Raw genomic sequence first — 19341 nt, 5'->3', positions numbered from 1 at the left:
GTATTTTTGAGTTTCACGAGTATGTGATACAAACCTACATAAATTTTTGTTTTCGTTTTATATTTTAAATGAAAATTGTAGAGGTTTATGAAGGTTATTTGTTAAAATATGAGATACTTAAAAACAGGAATGAACCATTTGTCTGATTATCTATAAACTTTAAAATTAAATCTACACCTTTGAACGAAATTGTTATTGAACTTGAAGAGATTTCTCCAAAAGAGTTTTTTGGAGCACAAAATGCCAATATTGAACTTCTTAAAAAATACTTTCCCAAGCTTAAAATTGTAGCGCGCGGTAATAAAATTAAAGCCTTTGGTGATGAAGAATTACTAGAGGAGTTTGACCGACGTATCACAATGCTTTTAAAACATTTTGGAAAGTATAATAAACTTGATGAAAATGTTATTGAGCGTGTACTAACCAGTCAGAGTAGCGATGATTATAACACTTCTAAACAAAGTGGTGAAACTATTGTACATGGTGTTGGAGGTAAGCTTATAAAAGCGCAAACAGCAAACCAACGTAAAATGGTAGAGCTTATGCGTAAAAACGATATGGTTTTTGCTATTGGTCCAGCAGGAACTGGTAAAACCTATACAGGTGTAGCATTGGCGGTTCAAGCACTTAAAAACAAAGAAGTTAAGCGTATCATTCTAACGCGTCCAGCAGTAGAAGCAGGAGAAAACCTTGGATTTTTGCCAGGCGACTTAAAAGAAAAATTAGACCCATATATGCAACCTTTATATGATGCCTTACGTGATATGATTGCACCAGAAAAATTGACACATTATATAGAGAATGGAACCATACAGATTGCGCCATTAGCCTTTATGCGTGGACGTACTTTAGATAATGCATTTGTAATTTTAGACGAGGGGCAAAACACAACTCACGCGCAAATGAAAATGTTCTTAACCCGTATGGGGAAAAATGCTAAGTTTTTATTAACAGGCGATCCAGGACAAATAGATTTACCTCGCCGTACCATTTCAGGTTTAAAGGAAGCCTTGTTGATTTTAAAAAACGTAGATGGCGTAGGGATTATATTTTTAGATGATAAAGATGTTATCCGCCATAAGCTTGTTAAAAAGGTTATTGCAGCATATAAAAATATAGAAAACACAGATTGATTTGTTTTGATACTATTTACCGCTTTAGCTAGTTCCTATCTTACGATAGGGCTTTGCAATAAATACCTCAATAAGGGCTAGACATATTGGCTAATTTTAGATTTAGCCACAAACGTATAAACAAATAAACTCATAAACAGTTTTAAAAATGAGTAACACTATAATAGACACCAATTTTAATTTTCCAGGACAAAAAAGTCTCTACAAAGGTAAAGTAAGAGCCGTATATAATATCAACGACAAAGAGTTGGTCATGATAGCAACAGATAGATTATCGGCCTTTGATGTTGTTATGCCAAAAGGTATCCCATATAAAGGACAAATACTAAATCAAATAGCTACTAAAATGATGGCCGCCACAGCGGATTTAGTGCCAAATTGGCTAACTGCAACACCAGACCCAAATGTAGCCGTAGGGCATTTATGCGAGCCTTTTAAAGTAGAAATGGTCATTCGTGGTTATATGTCGGGACATGCAGCACGCGAGTATAAATCTGGTAAGCGTATGCTTTGTGGCGTACCTATGCCAGAAGGCATGAAAGAAAACGATGCCTTTTCCGAGCCTATAATTACGCCAGCAACCAAAGCAGAAATGGGCGATCATGATGAAGATATTTCAAGAGAAGACATTCTAAAACGTGGTATTGTTTCAGAAGCAGATTATCAAGTTTTAGAAGATTACACTCGAAAATTATTTCAACGTGGTTCTGAAATTGCAGCGTCACGCGGTTTAATTCTAGTTGATACTAAATATGAATTCGGAAAAACCAAAGATGGCAAAATCGTTTTAATTGACGAAATACACACTCCAGATTCGTCACGTTATTTTTATGCTGATGGGTATCAAGAACGACAAGATAGAGGAGAAGCACAAAAGCAACTTTCTAAAGAGTTTGTACGTCAATGGCTAATAGCAAACAATTTTCAAGGTTTAGAAGGACAAACCGTACCTCATATGAGCGATGAATATATTAAAACTGTTTCCGAACGCTACATCGAACTTTATGAAAACATTACAGGTGAAACGTTTGTAAAGGCCGATGTTAGCAGTATTCATGAGCGTATTGAGAAGAATGTTTTGGCGTATTTGAAGTAAGTGTTTAAAAAGCCTTAAAGTATTTAATAGCTAGGGCTTTGTTTATGTTTTATAAAGTCGGAAGACTTTCTGGAACGGTACTTAATCCTCATTGCTTTTTATACTTTACGACTTTTTTTGTCTAATGATGCTAGTCCAAGTATTATTAATATAATTATAAGAGTAACAAAAAATAGGCTTGTAGAAACACTTTTTAGAATTGTAAATATATTTGTTGAACTTACTAAAATTTTTGTCAAGTCAGGGTAATTATTCAACATTATAATTATTCCAAAATTTTCTAAATAATCACAAACCCCTGCAATTATAGGAAGTATACATAAATAAGAATAGGGTGTATTTAATTTGTTTAGTTTTTTTAGAAAGTATCCTAGAAGCAAACAGTAAGAAAATCCGAAAAGTAACGGATAAATCATATCAACAGGAATTTGGTTTGTTAAATATATTTCACGTCCATTTTTTTCAAGAGTATTGAATAACTTGCTAACATAATTAAAATCATACCCCATGGGCATCATGTCCAATAATTTCATTTTATTGGAGAATTCCATTGTTTTTGGAATTGTAACAGCTAACATAAAAACATAAACTAGATTGGTAAGAATAAAAAGCACAAAAACTTTTTTTCCAGATATATTTTGTTCAATAAATGTTGTGAATCTATTCATTTTGTATAATATATGAGTTAATCTAGTGGAGATATATTATAAATAACAGGCATTTGTCCTTTCCATGTATTCCATAAATTTTTATCATTAATTAAGTTTGCCATAAAATGCCCAACATTTATACGACTGGTTTTACCTGCATTAAAAATGGCGCTTCTGGTTGGCGAAGCGTGTATTTCATAATCAGTAGTTTCTTCCTCATTAATTAAACCGTCTGGTCTAATAGCAGCCCATTCAATAAAATCATGATTTTGACCGATTTGAGTTCGCAAATAATCTGAGGCTTTTTCATTATCCAAATGTGGAGGTAATAGTAAACGCAATAGCCCAATAACGCATTTTTGACCAAAGGAAATAGGTTCGTTTAAGTCCCGATTACGGTTTCCAATTGTGTTCATTAAAACATACTTAATTGGCTTTTTTGGAGCATTAGTTTTTACAGCTTCGCATAGTCTTCGTGTGGCATCAGTTACTAATTTCCTTGGTTGTCCATAAATACCTTTCCATGTTAAATTATGTCCAAGACATGATGCAATGGCATCGCAATCAACGGTAAATTCGCTCATGTCTTTGTCACTTAAATCTAAAATACTGGCAGAAATTATTTGTATGTGGTCATTGTTTTTCCACGATTCTGGTAATTTTTCTGGAGACCTTACAATAGCCTTGACAGTGTTGCCTTGTATTAAAAGTTGTTTAACTAAATGTCTTCCTGTTGCGCCACTCGCACCTACTACTAAAATTGTCATATAATGTCCTGTTTTTTTGTAAAAAGTCTTTAGTGCTTTTTTGGTAAGACGGTCTTCAAGCCAAATTGTTTCATGGTTTTTAAACTTTTTTATGAGCTTTTGTTATTCTTCACAATTTTTACAATGCGATTTATTACAATCTCAGATAAATTCCATTGGTAGCCATTAAAATCAGTAGTGTTAATAAATTGAACAACAACAGTGTCGATGTCTTCATGATATTCAGCAAGACTCTGATAACCTGGAACCAGACCACCATGCTCGTAAACATAAATAGAAGCATAAATGTCCTTTTCATCACCTTTAAACACAGAGCCGTCGTTTAGAGCTCTCAAGAATTTACCTACATCCTCTGCTGTGGCTAGCATGCCATAATCCACAGTCTTTAAATCGGGTTCATGGCCAATATAATAACCACTCATCACATCGTCTATATTAACTTCTTCAAGTGAAAAGAAGGTCTTTTTTAGTCCAAGAGGCACCAAAATTTCTTCTTTAATATATTGGTGATGGCTGTAACCAACTGTTTTGTCGATAAGTTCAGAAAGCAGCAGATAATTGGTGTTACAGTATTCGTAATCTTCATCAGGTGCAAAATTTGCTGGTAAATCTAGTATCAGGTCAAGGCATGCTTGGGCTGATTCTGGTGGATTTTCCCAAAAACCAGGATGGTTAGTAAAACTTGGAATACCACTACGATGTTGCACCATATATTTCAAGGCTATCTTATCAGCATATTCAATACGTCCATCAAGTTCTGGGAAGTAATCCGCAAGTGTTTTATCCAAATCCAAACGTTTATCATTAACCAATTTGGTAATAGCCACTGCAACATATAATTTGCTAATACTGGCAATTTTGAATAATGATTTCGGATCGGCAGATATTTTGGTTTTCTTGTCTTTCCAACCACCAGTATAAAATGCTGGCGGTTCGCCAGCTTCATCAATATAAACAATCATGCCGTCAAAGCCATGACCAATGGCTTCATCTACCTGTTCTTGTACCGTATTTGGTAGTGGTAATATCCAAGCCCATACCAAAATCCATGGTACGAAAAACAAGGAGATTGCGGTTCCAGTAAGCAATACTATTCTGAATATTTGTTTTTTCATGTTTAATTAATTTATAGGGTATTGGAAACTATTTTAATTGAATTTAACGATGCAAAGTTCAGATTATAATATTGTTTTTATAAGTTTAAGTTTCCCAAGTGTTGTTTTTACAGGATGAACTGGTTAAATTTTTTATTTCATATGGAGTGTATAGATTCGACTGTCTTTAACCTTGAACCCCAAATCCGAATATAAGCGTATTGCAGGCAAGCGATGATCTTCCGTAAAAAGGAGTATTTGAGATAAATTCTTTTCTTTTCCCACTTCTAATAATTTTTCCATAAGTTTTCTTCCAATCCCTTTACCTCTTGAGTTTGCATTTACAACAACATCTTCTATCCAACCTTTTTTACCAGAAATCACGTTATAGGTACACATCGAGGCTATTCCAATTATTTCAGAATTATCTGAGCAATACACAAGAGTTATTTTGTTTTTTTTATCTAATACCTCATTCAAATCTACTTGGGTTTTATTTCCACCTAATTGTTTAAACAATTTAGATATTTGTTCTTGAAAGGAAGCGTTTAAATCGTCCTTTTTCAAAATACCAATTTTCATTTCTAATTGTTTTATTAATTATACTTAAGTTTTTGTTAAGCGTGTTGTTTTAAACTTATATTGATTAATAAGCTGTTATTGTTTCTTTTTGTTTCGAGGTTTACTGGCTTTAGCCATAGGATTAAAATCTAAACATAAATCCAACCAATAAGAAAGGTCTTTATCAGTATCAAAACCATCAGGTGCTACAAAAATATAACCACGCATGGGGCGACCTGTAAAGTCCATCGGTAAACATTCTGGTTTTTCAAGTTCTTTTAGGTAAACGGATTCGCCAATACGAGCCATGAGTAAGCTATCGCCATATTTTTTATCGATATGTATACCACAAAGCATTTTGTTATCGACTTTAAAACACAAACCACCCATCATTTTTAGTTCAGTAAGAGCAGTCCGTTTTTCTTTTAATTGCTGCCGTATTCTGTCGGCTAAATATTCATCGTAAGCCATGGTAGTAATTTTTTAATTTATCTGTTGTTTTTCGAATTATATTATAAACAAATGCATTGGTTTTAGCGTAATGAAAAGCAATAACACAAACCACAATCATAAAAAGAATCGCACCGAAAATAGCCACTGGTGGTTCTAACGACTGACTCAAAAATCGTTTTATTCCGTAACCCGTAAAACTTCCGTAGAGCAACACAAAATGTATCACATAAATAGACAGTGTTTTTTCACCTATCCGAGCTATAATGGATTGTTTTAAAAACCGTTCTAAAGTATAAAAAACACCAAATAGCATAAGCACATCGCCAAGTCTGGAAAACAAGTAATTATAGTTGGCACTCATTTTAAATAATTCAATATGAGTAAGACCGTAAAGTTTTAATAAAAACCAAGATGAAAAATGAATTAGGAAGATGCCCACGCTAAAAAAAGTAATAATGATAGTGAGTTTAAATCGGTCGCGATGGACATGTCTAAAAAACACAGTAGAGATAAATGCACCAAAAGCCGAGTACCCAAACCATGGCAAAATAGTAAATACCGAACCATTGGTTTTAGTCATATAATTAGCAATAAATTGCGGAATGGTTTCTAAAGATAAGTTTCTATAAAGCGGTTCGCTAACAAAACACAAGCATCCTATAATAAATAAAACCATTGAAAACATGTAACTGTGTTTTTTAAAAACAATATGCAAACCAACCAATAGGATTAAAGATAAACCAATGCATTGCAACACATCAATAACAAAAAAGTAATAATTAAAGTGTCCACTAAGCCAATTAAAAATATTAATACGTAAACTATAACCAATGGCGAGTAATAGCAATCCTCTAAAAATCCCTTTTTTAATTCTGGGTTTGTCAAGACCTTTGGCGTAAGCACGTAATAATAAATAGGCGAAAACTAAACCTGAAATAGTAAAAAACGTAGGAGCCGTTATGCCTCTAAAGTAGGACCAAAGGTTATAAATAGCATTGGATTTGTCTCTATAAACAGGGGATAATAACGAATCTATAAAATGCCCTTGAAGCATCATTAATATAGCAAATGCTCGAACAGCATCTATAAAATATAAGCGATTAGATTGGCCCATAGGTTAATTTAACATTTATAAATATACTTTTAAATAATCGAAACATAATGTTTGTAAAGTGATATATTTATAAAATCATAAAAAATATGGAGCAGTTTATTAAAACCTTTTCAGATTATGCATGGGGAATTCCTCTTGTGGTTTTATTGATTGGGGGTGGATTATATCTTTTGATTTTATCAAGGTTTTTACCATTTCGATATTTAAATCATGCTATTCAAGTATTACGAGGGAAATATGATGATCCCAATGACCCTGGTCAAATTTCACATTTTAAAGCCTTAACGACAGCTTTGTCTTCTACCATTGGTATGGGAAATATTGCAGGCGTGGCTGTGGCTATTTCGGTTGGTGGTCCTGGCGCTATGTTTTGGATGTGGGTAAGTGCAATAGTAGGCATGTCCACTAAGTTTTTTACATCTACACTGGCCATTATGTATCGAGGAAAAGATAGTGCAGGCAGATTACAAGGTGGTCCCATGTATTTTATAATGGAAGGTTTAGGCAAGTCATGGAAGCCTTTAGCCATAATGTTTAGTCTTTTTGGAATGATAGGCGCCTTACCCGTAGTTAATGTGAATCAGTTAACCCAAGCCATAAATGATATTATATTAATTCCAAACGGCGTTGAAGTAGGGTTAAAATCGAATCTTATTTTAGCAATGGTTTTGGTAGCATTAACCTCGGTAATTATTCTAGGCGGTTTAAAACGCATTAGTAATGCAGCGTCTAAGTTGGTACCATCAATGGTGCTGTTGTATTTTGTTTTGGTATTGTTTATTTTGATTTCTAATTACGAGGTTGTACCAAAGTGTTTTTATATGATTTTTACCGATGCGTTTACAGCAGATTATTATAGTGGGGATGCATTTATGGGAGGTGTTTTAGGCGCATTGATTTTATTAGGAATCCGTCGTGGTGCTTTTTCAAATGAAGCTGGTATTGGTACGGCACCTATGGCACATGGCGCGGCAAAAACAGATGAACCGGTACGCGAAGGTTTGGTCGCTATGCTAGGGCCAGCCATAGATACATTAGTGGTATGTACACTTACTGCTTTAGCTATTTTGGTAACTGGCGTTTGGGAAACAACTGCTGATAATGGTGTGAGTTTAACAGCTTCTGCATTTAACCATACCATGCCTGTTTACGGCAAATACTTACTTATGATTTGTGTGGCCATTTTTAGTATATCATCATTGTTTTCATATGCTTATTATGGAACAAAATGTTTGTCGTTCTTAATTGGAGCAGATAAAAAACATTATTATAATTACATATATATTATCAGTATTGTATTGGCGGCTACTACACCGTTTAGCGTCATGCTAAATTTAATTGATGGTGTATTTGCACTAATGGCCATACCAACAATGGTTGCAGCTATAATTCTAGCTCCTAGAGTTGTAAAAGAGACAAAAATATATTTTCAAAAGTTGAAACTTCCTTAAATGTTTAAATAATATATGAAAATGTGAATTTTATACATTTTATAATTGAATTATAGTATCTATGTTTAACTGAATTAAATTATGACCAACAACAACAACAAAGTAAAAACCTATTTAATTAAGAACTAAAAAAGATCGATTTTTTTGGACTTGATTGTTTTATAACCCTGTTTTTGAATGATTTATAGACTATAGATTGCTCAAAATAATATTAAATTTAGTGTTTTGTAAAACACTAATAACCAAACTTAAATTATGACAGATAAAGAAAAAGCTAAAGCCTATTGGAAAGAGAATATAAGATATGTTCTTATGTTAATGTTTATATGGTTTATCGTATCCTTTGGCGCAGGAATTCTATTTAAAGATTCACTTAACGCATTTAAAATAGGCGGTTTTAAATTAGGATTTTGGTTTGCACAACAAGGTTCTATGTATGTGTTTGTTATTTTGATTTTCATTTATGTACGTTTAATGAATAAACTTGATAAAAAGTATGGTTATGATGCATAGTTTATTAGTAGAAGGTATAGGCGTTCAGAATTGGACATATATTCTAGTTGGACTTACATTTACTTTATATATAGGTATAGCCATTTGGTCTAGAGCAGGGTCAACAAAAGAGTTTTATGTTGCAGGTGGTGGAGTGTCGCCTTTAGCAAACGGTATGGCAACTGCAGCCGATTGGATGAGTGCTGCGTCATTTATATCTATGGCTGGTATCATTTCTTTTGCTGGTTATGATGGAGCAGTGTATTTAATGGGGTGGACTGGTGGATATGTGTTACTAGCTCTACTATTAGCACCTTACTTACGAAAGTTCGGAAAGTTTACGGTTCCTGATTTTATTGGAGATAGATATTACTCAAAAACAGCCCGTATAGTTGCTGTTTTTTGCGCTTTGCTGGTATCATTTACATATGTTGCTGGTCAAATGCGAGGAGTTGGTATTGTATTTTCACGTTTTTTAGAAGTCGATATTAATACAGGTGTTATTATAGGAATGCTTATTGTTTTATTTTATGCCGTTTTAGGTGGTATGAAAGGCATTACATATACCCAAGTTGCCCAATATTGCGTACTTATTTTTGCCTTCATGGTACCAGCCATTTTTATATCAATTCAAATGACAGGAAATCCTGTGCCACAATTTGGCTTTGGTAGTGAATTGGCTGATGGCTCTGGAACGTATTTATTAGATAAGTTAGACGGATTAAGCACTGAACTCGGTTTTGCTGAATATACCGAAGGCTCAAAACCCTTAATTGATGTTTTTGCTATTACTTTAGCTTTAATGGTTGGAACTGCTGGATTGCCTCATGTTATTGTTCGGTTTTTTACCGTGAAGCGTGTTAAAGATGCTCGAAAATCTGCAGGTATTGCATTGCTTTTAATAGCTATTTTATATACAACAGCACCTGCTATAGCCGTTTTTGCGAGGACTAATATGATTGAAACAGTTTCTAACCAACCCTATGCTAATGTGCCAGAGTGGTTTAAAAAATGGGAAACGACTGGTTTAATAAGCTTTAATGATAAAAACAATGATGGACGCATTCAATATGTAGCGAATAAAGAGCAAAATGAATTAATTGTAGATAGGGATATCATGGTACTTGCAAATCCAGAAATAGCAAATTTACCTGATTGGGTTATAGCCTTGGTCGCAGCAGGTGGATTGGCGGCTGCATTATCGACCGCTGCAGGATTGTTATTGGTTATATCGGCTTCTGTTTCACATGATTTAATTAAAAAAATAATCAAGCCTTCAATTTCTGAAAAAGGGGAGTTGGTTGCTGCACGTTTATCGGCAATAGGCGCAGTATGTGTTGCTGGTTATTTTGGTATTAATCCGCCTGGATTTGTAGCAGCTGTAGTGGCTTTGGCTTTTGGTTTAGCGGCAGCATCATTTTTTCCAGCTATTATTTTAGGGATTTTTTATAAGCGTATGAATAAAGAAGGAGCCATAGCAGGAATGGTTGTTGGTATTATTGCCATGTTACTTTACATGATAAAATATAAACTCGGTTGGTTTGATCAGGTGCTTCCAGATAAAAGCGAATGGTGGTTTGGTATTTCACCCGAAGGTTTTGGAACAGTAGCTATGGCTTTAAACTTTGTGGTTTCTATTGTGATTATGAATTTCACACCAGCACCTCCAAAAGACGTTCAGGATATTGTTGAAAATATTAGAATTCCTAGTGGAGCAGGAAACGCTACGCATTAATATATAAAATACTTTTTTCTGTATGAAGAATTAGGTTGTTCGTAGAAAAAAGTTATCGTATTGACTGATATTTTATTATTTTAGAACGCAAGATATTCCATATTTTAATATTAAAGATTTCAAAATAAAGTACATGAGTAATTACCACATCAAGCATTTAGAAGAATATTATCAAGTGTATAGAAAATCTCTTAGAAACCCAGAAGCATTTTGGGAAGAAATAGCAGAAGAACATTTTCTATGGAGAAAGAAATGGGACCGTGTTTTGAGTTGGGATTTTAGCAAACCAGAAATCAAGTGGTTTGAAGGTGCCCAACTAAATATTACAGAAAATTGTATAGATAGACATTTAACAACACGAGGCGAAAAAACAGCCATTTTATTTGAGCCAAACGACCCAAATGATCCTGCTGAACATATTACGTATAATGATTTATATGCTAGGGTTAATAAGTTTGCTAACGTTTTAAAAGCCCAAGGCATTAAAAAAGGCGATCGCGTTTGTATTTATTTACCCATGATACCAGAATTGGCAATTTCTGTTTTAGCATGTGCCAGAATAGGAGCTATTCATTCAGTAGTTTTTGCAGGGTTTTCATCAACAGCCCTATCCACTAGAATAAATGATTCCGATTGCAAAATGGTATTGACTAGCGATGGCTCGTACAGAGGATCAAAAACCATCGATTTAAAAGGAATTGTAGATGAAGCTTTAGAGAGTTGTCCGGATGTTCATACGGTTTTAGTTGCAAAGCGAATTCACTCAGACATTAATATGAAATCGGGCCGCGACCAATGGTTACAACCTCTTTTAGATAATGCTTCAGTAGATTGCGAAGCAGAAATTATGCAAGCCGAAGACCCATTGTTTATTCTCTACACATCAGGGTCAACAGGAAAGCCAAAAGGTATGGTGCATACTACGGCTGGCTATATGGTATATACAGCCTATACCTTTAAAAATGTGTTTCAATATAAAGAAGATGATGTGTATTGGTGTACCGCAGATATTGGTTGGATAACAGGTCATAGTTATATTGTTTATGGACCATTGGCAAACGGCGCAACCACAGTTATGTTTGAAGGTGTACCAAGTTACCCAGATTTTGGACGTTTTTGGGATATCGTACAAAAGCACAAAGTAAATCAATTTTACACCGCACCAACAGCCATTCGAGCATTGGCAAAGCAAGGAACAGAATTAGTTGAAAAATATGATTTGTCATCACTTAAAGTATTAGGCTCTGTTGGTGAACCTATAAATGAAGAAGCTTGGCATTGGTATAATGATAATATAGGAAAAAAGCAGAGCCCTATAGTAGATACCTGGTGGCAAACAGAAACAGGAGGTATAATGGTGTCACCTATTCCTTTTGTTACACCAACAAAGCCTACTTATGCTACGTTGCCCTTTATCGGTATTCAACCTGCATTAATGGATGAAAATGGACAAGAGCTAAAAGGAAATCAAGTCGAAGGCCGACTATGCATAAAGTTTCCTTGGCCAAGCATTGCACGAACCATTTGGGGAAATCATGAGCGCTATAAAGAAACCTATTTTTCAGCCTATGAAAACAAATACTTTACAGGAGATGGTGCGTTACGCGATGAAGTAGGGTATTATAGAATAACAGGACGCGTAGACGACGTTATTATTGTATCAGGTCATAACCTAGGAACAGCACCCATAGAAGATGCTGTTAACGAGCACCCAGCCGTAGCAGAATCTGCCATAGTTGGTTTTCCTCATGATGTTAAAGGCAGTGCTCTATATGGTTATGTAACATTAAAAGATACAGGAGAAAGTAGAAACCATGATAACCTTAGAAAGGAAATCAATCAAATAATTACCGAGCACATCGGACCCATTGCTAAATTAGATAAAATTCAGTTTACAAGTGGCCTGCCAAAAACGCGTTCAGGAAAAATTATGCGTCGTATTTTGCGTAAAATAGCACATAAAGACACTAGTAATTTAGGGGATACAAGTACGTTGCTAAACCCAGAAGTGGTTCAGGATATTATGGATAATGTATTGTAAACACAAATTTAATTGGCCTTTAATAACGGTTTCTATATCTTGTTCAGATTACTGATTTTTAAACGTTTATTATTGAATTTATTAAAACGTTTCACAATAACCCCAAAAAGTTTAATTAGTTCATTGTATTAATGATAATAATTAATACTAAATTTATAGAAAATGTAACCAATTAAAGAAAAAAATTATGCAAAAAGTAAATGCTTATGCTGCATTTGATGCAGGAAAGGAATTAAAAGAATTTCAATATGAATTACCTAGTATAGGTAATGAAGAAGTTGATATAAAAGTGCATTATTGTGGATTATGCCATTCCGATATGAGCATGATTAATAATGAATGGGGCATGTCACAATACCCGTTAATACCAGGACATGAAATAGTAGGCGAAGTTTTAGCTTTAGGAAGCGAAGTAAAAGGTCTAAAAGTTGGAGATAAAGTAGGTATGGGGTGGTACTCAGCATCCTGTATGCATTGTAACCAATGTATGGATGGCAAACAACATTTATGTGGTACAGTTGAAAGTACTATTGTTGGTCGTCATGGTGGATTTGCAGATAAAGTTAGAGGACATTGGTCATGGGTAACACCATTGCCCAATGGATTGGACATGGCAAAAGCAGGCCCATTGTTCTGTGGAGGGATTACCGTTTTTAACCCTATAGTTTTATCAGGTGTACAACCCACAGATAAGGTTGGTGTTATAGGTGTTGGTGGACTTGGTCATATGGCTATTAAGTTTTTAAAAGCTTGGGGTTGTGAGGTTACGGCATTTAGTTCTAACCCTAATAAAAAAGAAGCCATTTTAAAAATGGGAGCACATCAGGTGGTAGATTCTACAAATCCAGAAACTTTAGAAAGTATAGCAGGCTCTTTAAATTTCATTTTAAATACAACCAATGTTAGTTTAGATTGGAATTCCTTTTTAACCACATTAGCACCACAAGGTAAATTACATACGGTAGGAGCTGTATTAGAACCTATGGAAATCCCTGCATTTAGTATGATTATGGGTGAAAAATCGGTAGGTGGTAGCCCATTAGGAAGCGTAGCTTTAACGCGTAAAATGTTAGAATTTTGTGTTAGACATGATATTTACCCAACAGTTGAAGAGTTTAAAATGGAAAATGTCAATGAAGCATTGGAGCATCTTGAAGCTGGTAAAGCCCGTTTTAGAGTAGTGCTTAAGGCTTAGATGACCTAAAATTATATTTAAACCACCTTTTTAAAGGTGGTTTTTTTATTTATGATATTATTTAAGTTCATTAATCTCATCCTCATTAAGGGTATATCTTTAAAATAAGTGTCAAATGAAAGAGGTCTTAAAACAATTGATTTATAAGACAAACTTTTATCAGTTTTAATTTTTACACTCTGATATGATTTTATTGTATAACCCGATCCAAAACTTGAATCTTGGATATAATAATGTTCGACCAAGACAATTTCACCCTCTCTTGCCCCACCAGAATCTTTTTTTAATAAACACCAAGCACCGTTCTTAATTTTCTTATTCATAGATTCTCCAATAATTTGGTATATGAAATACCCTCTCTAACATATATATTCATTTTAATTCAACCCATTCAAAATCTTCTTTGCGATTTGTGACTCACTAAAATTACCAGCCACCGCATAAATATAAACTAGAGGTATTGCATTTACATAGGGTTTAACATCTGAAAATGTTAAAATTCTTAATTTGTTTTTAGGATTGTAGAAAACAATATGTTTTTTAAAGTACTCTTGTAAATTTTTGTCACACGCATATGTATAAGTACCTCATAATTCCTCTAAACATTATTTATATGAATCGTTAAAACGATTAGTTAATTTAGCTTATTATTTGCCTCCAAATACCACTTAAATACTACATCTAAAGAATCCTCAAAAGATAAATCCAAAAGTTTAAAAGTGCTGATACAACTGTAGTTCACATTTGTGTGTAAAATTTCGCTTCATAATTATTATGCGCCTATATTTTTGTTATAGCGCTTCATTTTTCTAACTATGGCGAACGCATTTTAAAAAAAATACATTTTGCGCGCATTTATTTTTTTATTAAAAACGACTATCTTGGCAATGCAAACTGTAGCGTATGGCAAAACAAAACAACTCAAATTCGTGGCTTCAAATTATTAAGGAGCTTGTTGAGGCGTATTTTAGAAGCTCAAAATGCACCAATAGAACGTGGCACCAGCACGTCGTACCATACAAGGACGGTTGGGCAGTGCGTCGTGAGGGCAATAAGCGCATCACTTCCAAACACAGAAAACAAAGTACTGCCATAAAAAAAGCCAAAACTATTGCAAAACGACGTAAAGCAGATGTAATCATTCATCGTGCTAGTGGTGGCATACGCGAACGTATTAATTACAACTGACCAACTGTTTTTAGTGTTGTGTTAAGTTTTATCATGAAAACCAAACTCACGATTAGAATAAAGTAATTTGCCTTTATTAGGTGTTTACAAATAATCGTCTTTAACATTTAACCTCGCTCATAAATTTTGTGTTTCTGTAAAAATTTAATCTCCAAGTTTTAAAGTTTTGTGTTTTAAAATAAAAGCATATACCTTAAGTTCTCACATTTTATCTAGCTATAATGCGTAATTTTGCAATCTATATTATTTGACAAATACACATGCAACATCTAAAAGACCCCTCTAAACATAAATCCAAATCAAAACCCAAAGTAACCATGGCGCAAGCCTTTAAAACGATTATATGGCCTAGGCGTAATTTGGTGTTTATAGGTTTAATACTTATCGTAATTAGAAGTTTAGCAGGTTTGGTTTTACCTTGGCAAAGTAAGGTGCTTTTAGATGAAGTCGTACCAAGTAAAGACGCCACACTTTTGTATAATCTAATAGCCATTGTGTTAGCCGCTATTTCAGTACAAGCCGTAACCTCATTTTTGCTTACAAGGATACTTAGTGTACAAGCCCAATATTTAATAAGCGAATTGCGTGCCCAAGTTCAGAAAAAAGTGTTATCCTTACCCATTAGTTTTTTTGACAATACAAAATCGGGTGCCTTAGTATCACGAATTATGAGTGATGTTGAAGGTGTTAGAAATCTTATTGGTACCGGTTTGGTACAATTGGTGGGCGGTTCGTTTACAGCCATAGTATCATTAATCATCTTAATAAAGCTAAATGCATGGATGACCCTATTTGTGTTTGTGCCACTATCTATATTCGGGTACATTGCATTAAGAGCTTTTAAATACATTCGCCCCATTTTTAGAAAACGAGGTAAAATAAATGCCGAAGTTAAAGGGCGACTTACTGAAACCTTGGCAGGTGTGCGCGTTATAAAAGCCTTTAATGCTGAAGCACAAGAAAATATAGTTTTTGAGAAAGGCGTAGATAAACTCTTTCAGAATGTAAAAAAGAGTTTAACAGCTACAGCTTTAATGACTAGTTCATCTACCTTTTTAATAGGTGTAGCAACAACTGGTATTATGGCTATAGGCGGGTATTATATGATGCAAAGTGAAATGACTACAGGCGAGTTTTTGTTCTTCACTTTAATACTTGGTTTTATGATTGCACCTATAGTCCAAATGAGTAACATAGGCAGTCAGTTAACCGAAGCCTTAGCAGGTTTAGATAGAACCGAAGAGCTTATGAATATGACCGCAGAGGAAGATAATCAAGATAGAACGATTGAATTAAGTACTATAAAAGGTGATATTGAATTTACTAATGTATCGTTTTCATATGAATCAGGAAAAGACGTATTGCACCATATTAATTTTAAAGCACCAGCAGGTTCCGTAACTGCTTTGGTTGGGAGTTCTGGTTCAGGAAAATCCACTATGGCTGGATTATCAGCGACCTTTTTAAACCCAAAATCAGGTAAAGTGACTATAGATAATCAAGATTTGTCAAAAGTAAAGTTGAGTAGCTACCGCCAGCATTTAGGCGTGGTTTTACAAGATGAATTTTTGTTTGAAGGCACCATTCGTGAAAATATTATGTTCCCAAGTCCAAATGCTACAGAAGCCGAATTACAAAATGCTGTAAAAGCCGCTCATGTTAATGAATTTACAGATCGTTTTGAGGTGGGCTTAGAAACTTTAATAGGAGAGCGCGGTGTGAAGCTATCTGGTGGACAACGCCAAAGACTAGCAATAGCTCGGGCTATTTTAGCAAACCCAAAAATTATTATTTTAGACGAAGCGACTTCTAGTTTAGATACCGAAAGTGAGGCGCTTATTCAGAAAAGTTTAGGTGAGTTAATTAAAGATAGAACCACTATTGTAATAGCGCACCGGTTGAGTACTATCAGGAAAGCAGACCAAATTCTAGTTATAGAAGCCGGTCATATTTTAGAACGTGGTACACATGATGAATTAATTGCACTTCATGGACGATACTATGATTTATACACCTACCAAGCTAAAATTTAATTAATATTGGTAAATACAAAGTCTATTACAGATAATTAAAGAAACAATTATGATAGTTACAGCATTGAAAAGTACAGAATATAATTCATTTTATAATACATATATCAGTAAAGTGCCAAAGCATATAGATTTAATTTACGGTTTTAAAACTGGCGAAAATCACATTTTGGATTTTTTTAATACCATTCCAGAAGAAAAATTAAACTACAGATATGCTGAAAATAAATGGAGCGTAAAAGAAGTTTTTCAACATATTATAGATACCGAACGTGTTTTTATATACCGATGTTTCACTATAGCCAGACACGATAAAACGGCATTGGCAGGATTTGAACAAGATGATTATATAGTACCTTCAAAAGCAGATAAAAAAACTATTGAAGATTTATTTGAAGAGTATAAAGCAGTTCGATTAAACTCTATAGTACTATTAAAAAGTTTAAATGATGATGATTTAAGTTTTATAGGCAATGCCAATGGAAGTGATATGTCCGCTAGAGCAGCTGCATTTGTTATTCTTGGTCATGAAATCCATCATATGGATGTAATAAAAAAGCGGTATTTGTAATTGTTTTTTTAAGCCATTAAGCTTTAATCAACAATGCTTTCTTTTTCATCATTATAAAAACAAGTACAGAAAGGACTCCAAATATAGAAAACCCTATAAATAGAGGTAACACAGAATCCGTAACAAAACCACCAATATAGTTTGCAATAGGAACAGCCATAACTGTAGAGATAAACCCGTTTATTGCGGCACCAATACCAGCTATATGACCTAGTGGTTGCATAGCTATAGCCCTAAGGTTTCCGAAGAGAAACCCAACAGCAAAAAACTGTAATGCAAAAAAGCTTATTAACACTCCAATACTAGGGTTGTTTGTATTCCAAAATATAACGACGTATAAGAGTGAAATCAAGGCATAGGCTATGGATGCTATGTAAGCAATGCGCATCATACCATATTTAACCACCAGCCTACTATTCAGGTAAGTTGCTAAACCAACAGATATGGCTAAACTTGCAAAAATATAAGGGAATAGATCAGCTAGATTATACTGTATTTCAAAAATCTGTTGCGACGTACTCAAGTACACCATAAACGACCCTGTAATAAAACCAGACACCAATGTAAAAGCAACTGCTTCTTTATATTTGAAAAATTCTTTAGTACCATCAATAAACAAGTGACTTGAAAATTTAATACGTTTTTTTTTCGGCAAGGTTTCAGGTTGTCTTTTCCAAAACCAAAACATAATCAATACACCAAAAATCAAGTTAAAGTAAAAAATAGATTGCCAGTCAAAAAAGTATATTAAAAATTGCCCTAACGTTGGAGCAACAACAGGTACCAGTATAAAAAACATAACAACAATAGATACTATTTTTGCCATATAATCGCCACTATAAGAATCGCGTATCATGGATAGTGCTAAGCTTCTTGGAGAGGATAATCCAATGCCTTGTAATACTCTCCCCAAAATCATAATTTCAAAACTCTTGGTAGTAATACAAACAACACTCGCTATAATAAAAACTATAAATCCAATATATACAATGGATTTTCTACCAAAGCTATCTGATAATGGTCCAAAAATAAGTTGCCCAAAGCCTAAACCTAGAAAAATCATGGTAATTAATAATTGATTATCCGTTGTGTTTACTACATTTAAAAAGTTTCCAATTTCTGGTAAAGCTGGTAATAAAGCATCAATAGATAGGGCTACAATGGACATTAAGGAGGCCATTAATGCTACAAATTCTAATTTAAAATGTTGAGGTTTTTGCATACAGCAAAAGTAGTTTAATTAAAAAGAGTTAAAATTAATTTTCTATTAAATAAACACATGTTATTATTTGTAAATTTGATAGTTCTAAAAAAATACATTTATGTTAACTAAAACATTAATTAAAATTTTCAAAAGAGATTTAGATAAATTAAAAGTTGAAATTGAATCTTATAATAATGAAAAGAATTTATGGGTTTTAAAAGACGGGATTGGTAATTCTGCTGGGAATTTATGCCTGCACTTAGTTGGAAACCTTAATCATTTTATTGGAGCAGAATTTGGAAATACTGGTTATAAAAGGCAAAGAGATTTAGAGTTTTCATTAAAGGATGTGCCTAGAATAGATTTGATAAAGCAAATAAATAATGTCAAAAGTATTGTTGAAAAAACCTTATTAACTTTAGTTCCTGATGATTTAAAAAAAGAATATTCACGTCGCGTTTTTGAAGACAAAATGACTATAGAGTTTTTCTTAATACATTTAGCTACACATTTAGCCTATCACTTAGGACAAATTAATTATCACAGACGCTTATTAGACTCATAAA

General features: G+C 33.9%; 19 protein-coding genes. 11 read left to right on the top strand and 8 right to left on the bottom strand.

What is annotated here, in order from left to right:
* The first annotated feature begins 179 nt into the window (after positions 1-179).
* On the top strand, positions 180-1133 hold the full coding sequence (locus tag ABD941_RS01045; RefSeq protein ID WP_345272074.1) for a PhoH family protein: 954 nt from the start codon (positions 180-182) through the stop codon (positions 1131-1133).
* A gap of 148 nt (positions 1134-1281) precedes the next feature.
* Positions 1282-2229 carry a phosphoribosylaminoimidazolesuccinocarboxamide synthase gene (locus tag ABD941_RS01040; RefSeq protein WP_345272072.1) on the top strand — a complete coding sequence of 316 codons (948 nt, stop codon included), beginning with the start codon at positions 1282-1284 and terminating at the stop codon, positions 2227-2229.
* 98 nt (positions 2230-2327) lie between these two features.
* Here the strand turns inward: ABD941_RS01040 and ABD941_RS01035 are convergent, their stop codons facing one another.
* The 6 genes from ABD941_RS01035 to ABD941_RS01010 all read right to left on the bottom strand — a co-directional run bounded on the left by ABD941_RS01035 (position 2328) and on the right by ABD941_RS01010 (position 6868).
* Entirely contained in the window at positions 2328-2897 is a 570-nt protein-coding gene (locus tag ABD941_RS01035) for a hypothetical protein (RefSeq protein WP_345272071.1), read from the bottom strand.
* A 17-nt stretch (positions 2898-2914) separates the two neighbouring features.
* Positions 2915-3646 (bottom strand): NAD(P)-dependent oxidoreductase, encoded by a 732-nt coding sequence (locus tag ABD941_RS01030; RefSeq protein WP_345272070.1) that lies wholly within the window; start codon positions 3644-3646, stop codon positions 2915-2917.
* A gap of 89 nt (positions 3647-3735) precedes the next feature.
* The gene (locus ABD941_RS01025) at positions 3736-4761 is read right to left on the bottom strand and encodes a serine hydrolase domain-containing protein (protein ID WP_345272068.1); all 1026 of its coding nucleotides are present in this window, start codon (positions 4759-4761) and stop codon (positions 3736-3738) included.
* A 132-nt stretch (positions 4762-4893) separates the two neighbouring features.
* Complete coding sequence (locus tag ABD941_RS01020; RefSeq protein WP_345272067.1) at positions 4894-5322, bottom strand: GNAT family N-acetyltransferase; 429 nt, start codon at positions 5320-5322, stop codon at positions 4894-4896.
* Between the two features lie 75 nt (positions 5323-5397).
* Positions 5398-5772: a TfoX/Sxy family protein gene (locus tag ABD941_RS01015; protein ID WP_345272066.1), complete on the bottom strand. Its 375-nt coding sequence runs from the start codon at positions 5770-5772 to the stop codon at positions 5398-5400.
* A complete protein-coding gene (locus ABD941_RS01010) occupies positions 5759-6868 on the bottom strand; it encodes a heparan-alpha-glucosaminide N-acetyltransferase domain-containing protein (protein ID WP_345272064.1) in 1110 nt (369 codons plus the stop codon). Before ABD941_RS01010 ends, ABD941_RS01015 begins: the two co-directional genes overlap by 14 nt.
* An 86-nt stretch (positions 6869-6954) precedes the next feature.
* Between ABD941_RS01010 and ABD941_RS01005 the strand changes: the two genes are divergently transcribed.
* The 5 genes from ABD941_RS01005 to ahr all read left to right on the top strand — a co-directional run bounded on the left by ABD941_RS01005 (position 6955) and on the right by ahr (position 13782).
* Positions 6955-8319, top strand: a complete 1365-nt coding sequence (locus tag ABD941_RS01005) for an alanine/glycine:cation symporter family protein (RefSeq protein ID WP_345272063.1) — start codon at positions 6955-6957, stop codon at positions 8317-8319.
* Between the two features lie 255 nt (positions 8320-8574).
* Positions 8575-8832 carry a DUF4212 domain-containing protein gene (locus ABD941_RS01000; RefSeq protein ID WP_345272062.1) on the top strand — a complete coding sequence of 86 codons (258 nt, stop codon included), beginning with the start codon at positions 8575-8577 and terminating at the stop codon, positions 8830-8832.
* Between the two features lie 16 nt (positions 8833-8848).
* Positions 8849-10546, top strand: a complete 1698-nt coding sequence (locus ABD941_RS00995) for a sodium:solute symporter family protein (protein WP_345273650.1) — start codon at positions 8849-8851, stop codon at positions 10544-10546.
* A 133-nt stretch (positions 10547-10679) separates the two neighbouring features.
* A complete protein-coding gene (gene acs / locus ABD941_RS00990; RefSeq protein ID WP_345272060.1) occupies positions 10680-12587 on the top strand; it encodes an acetate--CoA ligase in 1908 nt (635 codons plus the stop codon).
* 187 nt (positions 12588-12774) lie between these two features.
* Positions 12775-13782 carry an NADPH-dependent aldehyde reductase Ahr gene (ahr, locus tag ABD941_RS00985; protein ID WP_345272059.1) on the top strand — a complete coding sequence of 336 codons (1008 nt, stop codon included), beginning with the start codon at positions 12775-12777 and terminating at the stop codon, positions 13780-13782.
* A 17-nt stretch (positions 13783-13799) separates the two neighbouring features.
* Here the strand turns inward: ahr and ABD941_RS00980 are convergent, their stop codons facing one another.
* Positions 13800-14105: a hypothetical protein gene (locus tag ABD941_RS00980; RefSeq protein WP_345272058.1), complete on the bottom strand. Its 306-nt coding sequence runs from the start codon at positions 14103-14105 to the stop codon at positions 13800-13802.
* Positions 14106-14685: 580 nt separating this feature from the next.
* On the opposite strand from ABD941_RS00980, the gene ABD941_RS00975 reads away from it, so the two are divergent.
* From ABD941_RS00975 to ABD941_RS00965, 3 genes are all read left to right on the top strand, one after another.
* Positions 14686-14970 (top strand): DUF2188 domain-containing protein, encoded by a 285-nt coding sequence (locus tag ABD941_RS00975; protein ID WP_345272056.1) that lies wholly within the window; start codon positions 14686-14688, stop codon positions 14968-14970.
* Between the two features lie 260 nt (positions 14971-15230).
* Positions 15231-17003: an ABC transporter ATP-binding protein gene (locus tag ABD941_RS00970; RefSeq protein ID WP_345272055.1), complete on the top strand. Its 1773-nt coding sequence runs from the start codon at positions 15231-15233 to the stop codon at positions 17001-17003.
* 49 nt (positions 17004-17052) lie between these two features.
* A complete protein-coding gene (locus tag ABD941_RS00965; RefSeq protein WP_345272054.1) occupies positions 17053-17571 on the top strand; it encodes a DinB family protein in 519 nt (172 codons plus the stop codon).
* 16 nt (positions 17572-17587) lie between these two features.
* On the opposite strand, the gene ABD941_RS00960 is transcribed toward ABD941_RS00965, so the two are convergent.
* Positions 17588-18793 (bottom strand): multidrug effflux MFS transporter, encoded by a 1206-nt coding sequence (locus ABD941_RS00960; RefSeq protein ID WP_345272052.1) that lies wholly within the window; start codon positions 18791-18793, stop codon positions 17588-17590.
* A gap of 100 nt (positions 18794-18893) precedes the next feature.
* On the opposite strand from ABD941_RS00960, the gene ABD941_RS00955 reads away from it, so the two are divergent.
* A complete protein-coding gene (locus ABD941_RS00955) occupies positions 18894-19340 on the top strand; it encodes a DUF1572 family protein (RefSeq protein ID WP_345272051.1) in 447 nt (148 codons plus the stop codon).
* Position 19341: the final 1 nt, after the last annotated feature.

The organism is Flaviramulus aquimarinus, from assembly GCF_039543205.1.
Classification (GTDB): domain Bacteria; phylum Bacteroidota; class Bacteroidia; order Flavobacteriales; family Flavobacteriaceae; genus Flaviramulus_B; species Flaviramulus_B aquimarinus.
The sequence above is the reverse complement of the archived record's forward strand: the minus strand, read 5'-3'. Positions and strand labels throughout refer to the sequence as shown.